Origin of the sequence: Micromonospora sp. NPDC047557 (genome assembly GCF_043205095.1) — a bacterium.
Taxonomy (GTDB): Bacteria; Actinomycetota; Actinomycetes; order Mycobacteriales; family Micromonosporaceae; genus Micromonospora.
This window is the reverse complement of sequence record NZ_JBIDDK010000006.1, coordinates 333,752-341,494: the sequence shown is the minus strand read 5'-3', so window position 1 is coordinate 341,494 and position 7,743 is coordinate 333,752. Positions and strand designations below refer to the sequence as shown.

Here is a 7,743-nt window from a genome sequence, read left to right as displayed (position 1 = left end):
CCCCCCCCCCCCCCCCCCCCCCCCCCCCCCCCCCCCCCCCCCCCCCCCCCCCCCCCCCCCCCCCCCCCCCCCCCCCCCCCCCCCCCCCCCCCCCGGCCCTCGCCGTGGTGGGCTCAGCCGGTGCCCTCCGGCCGGTCGAGGAAGTGCAGCCGCGCCTGCTTCTCCGGCAGCTCGATGAACGGACCGGCCCGGAACCCGCTGCGCCGCAGCCGCCGCAGCATCCGGTCGTTGCGGACGTCCGGCTCCATCACGACCCGCAGCCGCCCCGGGTCGGCGAAGACGAATTCCAGGATCGCGCCGAACAGCGCGCCGGTGAAACCCCGCTCGGCGCTCACCGAGGGCCCGATGAGCAGGTGGACGCCGATGTCGCCGGGGCGCACCTCGTAGCACCCGCCGACCGGATCGGCCCCCGGCTCGTACGTCTGCACCAGCGCCGCCGGCACCCCGTCGCGGTGTGCCAGGTACGCGTGGTGGGTGGTCAGCGAATCCAGGTACGCGTAGATCTCGTGCACCCGCTCGCGGCTGGCCTCGCGCATCCCCCAGAACCGGGCCCGCTCGGTCGTGACCCAGCCGTGCAGCAGGTCCGCGTCCTCGTCCGGGCGCACCGGGCGGATGGTGACCACCCCGAAGCCGGTGACGTCGCGCCGGTAGTGCTGGCCGTCAGTGCTCATCGGGCTCCTCGGTGAGGTGGTTCCAGTCCGTGGTCACCGGCAGCAGCTCGCCGGCCAGCCACGCGGGCTGCTGGTCGTCGTGGTGCGGGTCGCCGGGCACGCCGCTGGCGCCCAGCGGGACCACCCACCGGCTGTCCTGGCGGCGGGCCAGGTCCCAGACGAACCGCGCGGCCGGCCCCCGGAAGCACCCGTGGGTGACCCCGGGCACGCTGGAGGTGGCCAGCACACAGTCGTGGTCGCCGTCGAGCCGGGGACCGGGCGCGGCGTCCGGGTCGGGCAGCGCCCGCCAGGCCGCCAACCGGTGCAGGTCACCCCAGCGCACCGGGCCGTCCGCCGCGCCGGCGACCTCCTCCGCCGCCGCGCGTACCACCGCCGCCGCGTCGACGCCGGGCAGCGACCTGCCGGCGAGCAGGTGCTCCAGCGCGTAACCGACCCGCGGCGTCAGCGCCAACCAGGGCGCGAACACCTCGGGGTACGCGGGCGGCTCGGCCAGCGCGGCCAGGGCCGGGTGGGCGGCGATCCGGCGGACGACAGCGGCCCGCAGGATGGCGAAGTCCGCCGCGTCGGTGCTGTCGGCGCTCATCCGGCGGTCCCAGCGCAGCAGCCGGTCGCGCAGCGCGGCGGCGGCGGGGCCGAGCCCGGTCAGCCCGTCGAGCACCGCGAGCAGCGGTCCGGCCGAGCCGAGGCGCCCGTCGGTGTGCACGGCGGCCATCTGCGCGGCCGTCCAGTCCCGGCCGGCGTCGAGCAGTTCGGTGATCCGCCGCGCGCGGTGCCCTGCGGCGAACTCGACGCCGAGCGGCGCCGCCAGCCCCCGCTCGTTGGCCATCACCGCCCGGCCGATCACCTCGGCGCGGGGCATCGGCGCGTGCCAGCCGCGCCAGGCGTACGCGGCGTCTGAGGCCGGGACCACCCGGCGGCCGTTGTCCGGATGCCGCAGCGGCACCACCCCGGCGACCCGGTGCAGCAGCCCGCCGGCGGTGTCCGCCGCCTGCACCACGTTGACCGGCTCCACCCAGTGCCGCAGCGCCTGGTCCACATCGGACATGTTTCGGGCGCGCAGCAGCTCCGGTAGCGCCGCGAAGCCCAGTTCGCCGCGGACCCGGGGCGGGTAGCGCAGGCTCACCGCCGTCTCGTCGTCCGGCCCGCCGACGATCACCGGCCCCCGCTCGGTCTCCACCACCTCCACCCGGACCGGGTCCGCGCCGGCCACCTCGATGGTCTCGACGTGGACGTGCGCCTCCCGCCAGCCGTCCGGGCCGAGCGCCCGCACCCCGGTGCCGTGCCGGCGCAGCCGCTCGGCGTAGACGTCCTGGTAGTCGGCCATCGCGTTGGTGATCGCCCACGCCACCGTTCCGGTGTGGCCGAAGTGCGCGATGCCCGGCACGCCGGGCACGGCCAGGCCGACCACGTCGTACTCCGGGCAGGCCAGCCGGATCTGCTGGTAGACGCCCGGGTCCTCGAGAATCCGGTGTGGGTCGCCGGCGATCAGCGCGGCACCGGTGGCGGTGCGGGAACCGGCGAGCAGCCACCCGTTGCTGCCGGCGACGGCCGGCCCGTCGGTGGCGAACACCTCGACCGCCGCCGGGCCGAGGCACTGTGCGACGTGCTCGCGCCAGAGCTTGCCGGGGAACCCCGCGAACAGGATGTGGTGCCCCAGCCACACCGCGAGCGGCGTCCACGGCTCCCACCGGCCCGGCGTCAGCCCGACAGCGGCGAACTCCGGTGACCGGGCCGCCCCGGCGGCGAGGCCGGCGTTCACCCCGTCCACGTACGCGCCCACCCACTCGGCGGTCGCCTCGTCCAGGTTGGCGTGGCAGCGACGGGCGGTGTCGCCGAGCCGCACCTGGCGGGCGAAGCGGTCCCAGGCGAGCGCGTCGACGCCGAGGAAGGCCGCGCTGGTGCCCGCCGACCGGTGCCGTTCCACCTCGATCTGCCACGCCCGGTCGTACGCGGTCACCCGACCCTGCGCCGCCGCGAGGGCCAGCGGGTCGTCGGCGCGTACGTGCGGCACGCCCCACGAATCGCGGAAGAGCCGCGTGCTCATGCCGGCTCGGTCGCGCGCCGGCGGGCGGCGGGGACGACCAGCGGGGTGCCCGTCTCCGGGTCGTCGATGACCCGGCAGGGCAGCCCGAACACGTCGGTGACCAGATCGGCGGTGACCACCTCGCGGGGGTCGCCGGCGGCCACCACCTGCCCGTCGCGCATCGCGATGAGGTGGGTGGCGTACCGGGCGGCGTGGTTGAGGTCGTGCAACACCGCGACCAGCGTGCGGCCCTGCTCCTCGTGCAGCCGGGCGCACAGGTCCAGGATCTCGATCTGGTGGGCGATGTCGAGGTACGTGGTCGGCTCGTCGAGCAGCAGCAGCGGCGTCTGCTGGGCCAGCGCCATGGCGATCCAGACGCGCTGGCGCTGGCCACCGGACAGCTCGTCCACCGGCCGGTCGGCGAGGTCGGCGACCCCGGTGGCGGCCATCGACTCGTCGACGATCCGCTCGTCCTCGCGCGACCACTGCCGCAGCAGCCCCTGGTGGGGGTAGCGGCCCCGGGCGACCAGCTCGGCGACGCCGATCCCGTCCGGCGCGATCGACGACTGCGGCAGCAGGCCGAGGGTTCGGGCGACCGTACGGGCGGGCAGGTCGTGGATGTCCCGACCGTCCAGCAGCACCGTGCCGGCGCTCGGGCGCAGCATCCGCGACAGCGCGCGCAGCAGGGTCGACTTGCCGCACGCGTTCGGCCCGATGATCACCGTGAACGACCGGTCGGGCACCGCCACGGTCAGATCCTCGGAGATGGTGCGCCGGTCGTAGGCGAGGGTCAGCGCGGTGCCGCCGAGGCGGGACGTCATGAGGGCTCCTTCGAAGGGGGTGTTCACAGCCGGCCCGCCCGGCGTTCGACGGCCAACAGCCAGACCAGGTAGCCGCCGCCGAGCACTCCGGTCACCACGCCGACCGGAAGCTGGTGCCCGGTGAACGCGCGCTGGGCCAGCAGGTCGGCGCCGACCAGCAGGGCCGCGCCGAGGGCCATCGACGGCAGCAGGTTCGGGCCGGGCGCCCGGGTCAGCCGCTTGGCCACGTGCGGCGCGACGAGCGCCACGAACGACACCGGGCCGGCGGCCGCCGCCGCGAACGAGACCAGCAGCACGGCCGCGGCGAGCAGCACCAGGCGCAGCCGGCGCACCGGCACGCCGAGCGCGTTGGCCGTGTCGTCGCCCAGCTCCATCATGCGCAGCGCCGGGGCGCAGGCGACGAGCAGCAGCGGCGCCAGCACGGCGGTGACCGCGAGCAGCGGACCGGCGTTGGCCCAGCCCCGCCCGTCCAGGCTGCCGGTGAGCCAGAGCACCGCGCGGGCGGCGTCCATCAGCGGGGCCCGGGTCAGCAGGTAGCCGTTGACGCCGGTGAGGATCGCGGCGACGCCGATGCCGACCAGGACGAGCCGGTAGCCGTGCACGCCGCGCCGCCAGGCGAGCGCGTAGATGAGCAGGCCGGTGGCGAGGCCGCCGACGACCGCGGCGCCGGCCAGGGCCAGGCTGCCGCCGCCCAGGACGACCACCACCAGCGCGCCGGTCGACGCGCCCTGGGTGAAGCCGAGGATGTCCGGGCTGCCCAGCGGGTTGCGGACCAGCGACTGGAACACCGTGCCGCCCAGCGCCAGCGCGGCGCCGACCAGCAGGGCGGTGACCAGCCGGGGCAGGCGCAGCTCGGTCACGATGAACTGCTCCGCCGCGCTGCCGCCGCCGGTCAGGGTGCGCAGCACGTCGGCCGGGCCCATCGGGTAGTCGCCGCTGCCCATCGCGACCAGACCGAGGCCGGCGGCGAGCACCGCCGCGCCGACGCCGACGGCCAGGGCGCGGGGGCGGAACCGCACCGACAACCCACCGGGGGTACGCAGAACCGTCACCGCTCCGCTTCGCTCCGCGCTGGCGCGCCTGCTGGTTCGCTCGTTCACGGGTGCGCCACCCGTCCCCGGGTGACCAGCCAGAGGAAGAGCGGGCCGCCCAGCACGGCGGTGACCATGCCGACCTGGAGTTCACCGGGCCGGCCGAGCACCCGGCCCAGCACGTCGGCGCCGAGCAGCAGCACCGGCGCGAGCACCGCGCAGTACGGCAGCAGCCAGCGCAGGTCGGGCCCGGTCAGCGCGCGTACCAGGTGGGGCACCAGCAGGCCGACGAAGACGATCGGGCCGCACGCCGCGGTGGCCGCGCCGCAGAGCAGGGTGACCGCGACGATCACGGCGGCCCGGATCAGGGCCGGTCGGGCGCCCAGGGCCCGGGCCGCGTCGTCGCCGAGCGCGAGGGCGTTCAGCGGACGGGCGGCGCCGAGCGCGACCAGCAGCCCGACCAGGATTAACGGTGCCACCCGGGTCACGGTCGCGGAGTCCGCGCTGGCCAGCGAGCCGACCGTCCAGAACCGCAGCCGGTCCAGCGAGGCGGTGTCCAGCAGCATGACCGCGCTCACGAACGAGTACAGGGTGGCGTTGAGCGCCGCGCCGGCCAGCGCGAGCCGGGCCGGGGTGGCGCCGCGTCCGCCGCCCACGGCGTAGACCAGCGCCGTGACCAGCGCGGCGCCGAGCAGCGCGAACCAGACGTACCCGCCGATGGCGGTGACCCCCAGGAAGGCGGCGGCGGTGGCCACGGCGGCGGACGCGCCCGCGTTGATGCCGAGCAGCCCGGGGTCGGCGAGGGGGTTGCGGGTGAGTGCCTGCATCACGGCGCCGGCCACTCCGAGCGCCGTGCCGGCGAGCAGCCCGAGCAGCGTGCGGGGCAGGCGCATCCGGTGCACCACCGCGTACTCGGCGGCGTCGCGGTGCAGCAACCCGGACCAGACGTCGGGGAGCGGCAACGACTTCGCGCCGACCGCGATGCTGAGCACCAGGATCACGCCGAGCAGCGTCACCGCGCCGAGCAGGCCGACGGTGCGGGCCGCTCGGTGTCGCTGCGGGGGAGGGGCCGTCGACCGAGTCGGCACGGAAGGTGCCGGTGCGGTGACGGTGGGTGTGGCGTCCAGTGTGGGCTCCGGGGGTGTGGCGACACGGCGAACCGCTGTTGACAACAAGCGAGGTTAGGCTAACCTAACCCCGCTGTCCCGGTCGACCCCGACCTTCCCTTGATCGAAAGACGACACCATGCCCGATGCACTGTCCGCCCGTCGCCTCTCTCGTCGTGGCCTGCTGGCCGCCGGCGGCGCCGCCACGCTGGCCGCGCTGCTCGCCGGCTGCGGTAAGGACGATGCCGCCAAGCCCGCTGGCAGCGGCTCTTCCGGTGGTCCCTGGTCGTTCACCGACGACCGCAACAAGAAGATCGAGGCGGCGGCCCGCCCGGCGCGCGTGGTGGCCTTCACCGGAGTGGCGGCAGTACTGGTCGATTTCGGTCTCGACAAGCAGCTCGTCGGGGTGTTCGGGGAGACCAAGCGCGCCGACGGCACGGCCGACCCGCAGGCCGGCGACCTGAACGTCGAGGGCGTCGAGATCCTCGGCAACGTGTGGGGCGAGTTCAGCCTGGAGAAGTACGCGGCCCTGCGCCCCGAACTGCTCGTCACCCACATGTACGACCCGGACGCCCTCTGGTACGTGCCGGACGAGAGCAAGGACAAGATCCTGCCGCTCGCGCCCAGCGTGGCGATCACCACCGCCCGGGTGCCGATGACCAAGCCCATCGAGCGGTACGCCGCGCTGGCCCAGTCGCTGGGCGCGGACCTCTCGGCCAAGAAGGTCACCGACGCGAAGACCCGCTTCGACGCCGCCGCCGACGCCGTCCGACAGGCCGTCAAGGCCAACCCGGGCATCAAGGTGATGGCCTGCTCCGGCAGCCCCGACCTGTTCTACGTCTCCAACCCCAAGGTCAGCACCGACCTCATGTACTTCGCCGAGCTGGGCGTCGACATCGTGGTGCCCACCAAGCTCGAGGCCGGCGACTACTTCGAGGCGCTCAGCTGGGAGAACGCCAGCAAGTTCCCCGCCGACCTGATCCTGCTGGACAACCGCAGCACCGCCCTGCAACCCAAGGACCTCACCGCCAAGCCGACCTGGCAGCAGCTGCCCGCCGTGCGGGCGAACCAGGTGACCCCGTGGGACGCGGTGCCCCGCTTCTCGTACGCCGGCGCCGCGCCGCTGCTGGAGAACCTCGCCACCGCCATCCGGAACGCGAAGAAGGTCAGCTGACGCCATGAGCACCAGCACCCGCGAACCCGTCGCCCTGCAGTACCGCTTCTTCGCCGCGCACGTCGTGCGGGCCCGGCGGGTCGGCGCCTCGCTGATCCGGGTCACCTTCGGCGGCGCGGAGCTGACCGACTTCGCCGGCGGCGGCCGGGACCAGAGCGTCTCGCTGTTCCTGCCGCACCCCGGGCAGGACGCCCCGGTCGTCCCGGTCGAGCGGGGCGAGGACTGGTTCGGGGCCTGGCGGGAGCTTGCGCCGGACGTCCGCGCGGTCATGCGCTCGTACACCATCCGGGAGCACCGCCCGACGGCCGGCGAGGTGGACATCGACTTCGTCGGCCACGGCGGCACCGGTCCCGCCTCACGCTGGGCCAGCCTGGCGGGGTTCGGCGACCGGGTGCTGCTGCTCGGCCCGGCGGTGTACGACAACCGCAGCGTCTGCTTCCGCCCGCCGGACGACACCGACCTCGTGGTGCTGGCCGCCGACGAGACCGCGCTGCCGGCCACCGCCGGAATCCTGGCCTGGCTGCCCGCCGGCACCCGGGTGCGTGCCTGGATCGAGGTCCCGGACGCCGCGGACATCACCGAGCTGCCCACCGAGGCCGCCGCGGAGATCCGCTGGATCGTGCGCGGCAGCACCACACCCGGCAGTGACCTGCTGGTCAGCGCGCTCCGCGCCGCCCGGCTGCCCGCCGGTAACCCGTACGCCTGGATCGCCGGCGAGTCCGGCGTGGTGCGGGCGCTGCGCCGGCACCTGGTCGGCGAGCGCGGCTTCGACCGTCGACGGGTGACCTTCGCCGGCTACTGGCGGCGCGGGCTCTCCGAGGAGGACCTGCGCGCCGCGGCGCTGGCCGGCGCCACCGCCTGAGTAGCGACCCACCACACCCGCAGCACGGCCCCCGGCGCGCGGATGCGCCGGGGGA

Annotated in this window: 7 protein-coding genes; 2 read left to right on the top strand and 5 right to left on the bottom strand. The window is 75.5% G+C overall.

From position 1 onward, the window contains the following. Positions 1–113: 113 nt before the first annotated feature. From ACGGAQ_RS17900 to ACGGAQ_RS17880, 5 genes are read right to left on the bottom strand one after another with little or no spacing between them, the layout of a single operon-like run. On the bottom strand, positions 114–671 hold the full coding sequence (locus tag ACGGAQ_RS17900; RefSeq protein ID WP_393050397.1) for a GNAT family N-acetyltransferase: 558 nt from the start codon (positions 669–671) through the stop codon (positions 114–116). Then, positions 661–2,715, bottom strand: coding sequence for a penicillin acylase family protein (locus ACGGAQ_RS17895; protein WP_393050394.1), 2,055 nt, complete (start codon positions 2,713–2,715; stop codon positions 661–663). Before ACGGAQ_RS17895 ends, ACGGAQ_RS17900 begins: the two co-directional genes overlap by 11 nt. Next, positions 2,712–3,515 (bottom strand): ABC transporter ATP-binding protein, encoded by an 804-nt coding sequence (locus ACGGAQ_RS17890; protein WP_393050391.1) that lies wholly within the window; start codon positions 3,513–3,515, stop codon positions 2,712–2,714. The genes ACGGAQ_RS17895 and ACGGAQ_RS17890 overlap by 4 nt, the downstream gene beginning before the upstream one ends. Before the next feature lie 23 nt (positions 3,516–3,538). Continuing rightward, complete coding sequence (locus ACGGAQ_RS17885; protein WP_393050436.1) at positions 3,539–4,567, bottom strand: FecCD family ABC transporter permease; 1,029 nt, start codon at positions 4,565–4,567, stop codon at positions 3,539–3,541. A gap of 44 nt (positions 4,568–4,611) precedes the next feature. Beyond that, complete coding sequence (locus tag ACGGAQ_RS17880; RefSeq protein ID WP_393050434.1) at positions 4,612–5,562, bottom strand: FecCD family ABC transporter permease; 951 nt, start codon at positions 5,560–5,562, stop codon at positions 4,612–4,614. Positions 5,563–5,791: 229 nt separating this feature from the next. Between ACGGAQ_RS17880 and ACGGAQ_RS17875 the strand changes: the two genes are divergently transcribed. Together ACGGAQ_RS17875 and ACGGAQ_RS17870 are read left to right on the top strand one after the other, a co-directional pair. After that, a complete protein-coding gene (locus ACGGAQ_RS17875) occupies positions 5,792–6,826 on the top strand; it encodes an ABC transporter substrate-binding protein (protein WP_393050388.1) in 1,035 nt (344 codons plus the stop codon). 4 nt (positions 6,827–6,830) lie between these two features. Continuing rightward, on the top strand, positions 6,831–7,688 hold the full coding sequence (locus tag ACGGAQ_RS17870) for a siderophore-interacting protein (protein WP_393050386.1): 858 nt from the start codon (positions 6,831–6,833) through the stop codon (positions 7,686–7,688). The last annotated feature ends 55 nt before the right edge of the window (positions 7,689–7,743 follow it).

Coding starts and splice junctions, on each gene's coding strand:
- ACGGAQ_RS17870 (WP_393050386.1), top strand. CDS start 6,831: ATGAGCACCAGCACCCGCGAACCCGTCGCCCTGCAGTACCGCTTCTTC.
- ACGGAQ_RS17875 (WP_393050388.1), top strand. CDS start 5,792: ATGCCCGATGCACTGTCCGCCCGTCGCCTCTCTCGTCGTGGCCTGCTG.
- ACGGAQ_RS17890 (WP_393050391.1), bottom strand. CDS start 3,515: ATGACGTCCCGCCTCGGCGGCACCGCGCTGACCCTCGCCTACGACCGG.
- ACGGAQ_RS17900 (WP_393050397.1), bottom strand. CDS start 671: ATGAGCACTGACGGCCAGCACTACCGGCGCGACGTCACCGGCTTCGGG.
- ACGGAQ_RS17895 (WP_393050394.1), bottom strand. CDS start 2,715: ATGAGCACGCGGCTCTTCCGCGATTCGTGGGGCGTGCCGCACGTACGC.